General features: G+C 74.2%; 1 protein-coding gene. It reads left to right on the top strand.

The window, feature by feature from the left end:
* Window positions 1-491, top strand: a 491-nt coding sequence (gene lexA, locus AC2W7M_RS26525) for a transcriptional repressor LexA (protein ID WP_486136171.1), incomplete at its 5' end; no start/stop codon positions are given.
* Window positions 492-821: the final 330 nt, after the last annotated feature.

The raw sequence follows: 821 nt of genomic DNA, 5'->3' as shown, positions 1-821 counted from the left end.
GGCGGCCGCGGCGCGGACGGCCCGGGGGCCTTTTTCTCCCCGCCGTGATCGAGGGCAGTCTCGGCAAGGTGCGCCCGGTGGCCGAGGACGAGGACGGCGGCAGCGGCCAGAGCGTCGCGGTGCCGGTGATGGGCCGGATCGCCGCCGGCACGCCGATCTCCGCCATCCAGTCGCGCAGCCACAACCTCAACATCCCCCCGGAGATGCTGGGCGCGGGCGAGCATTTCGCCCTGGAGGTGCGCGGCGACAGCATGATCGAGGCCGGCATCCTGGACGGCGACACGGTGCTCATCCGCCGCTGCGAGAGCGCCGATACCGGCGACATCGTCGTGGCCCTGGTGGACGACGAGGAAGCCACCCTGAAGCGCCTGCGCAAGAAAGGCGCCTCCATCGCCCTTGAGGCGGCCAATCCGGCCTACGAGACCCGCATCTTCGGCCCCGACCGGGTGCGCATCCAGGGCCGCCTCGTCGGACTGATGCGGCGCTACTGATCCGGCGCGCCGGTCTTGGCCGGCCCTCGTCGCACCCACTTCCCCCGACCCTCCGCCGCTCCTGCACCGCCGCTGCCTCCCTCACCGCCGTCGCCCTCCGGCTTGGCCGGAGGGCCCTTCTGCGCCCGTCTGCCTCACGGCGACGGAGGCGTCGAGGCTCCGTCGAACCCGAGCCGGACGGCGTTCGGTGCGGGGCCAACGTGGCTCGCCGGCCTGACCGGAGGGCGCTCGGCCCGCCATGCCCCGCCGCCCCTGATGCTCAGCGTGGGTCGGCAGCGTCCGCCGCCAAGGCTTCGAGGTCGAGCGCCTCCGGCTCCGCGTCCGGCTGCG

The organism is Xanthobacter sp. BG11Y11_SDJG (assembly GCF_057364445.1).
Note: the sequence above shows the minus strand (reverse complement) of the source record. Positions and strands in the feature narration are given on the sequence as shown.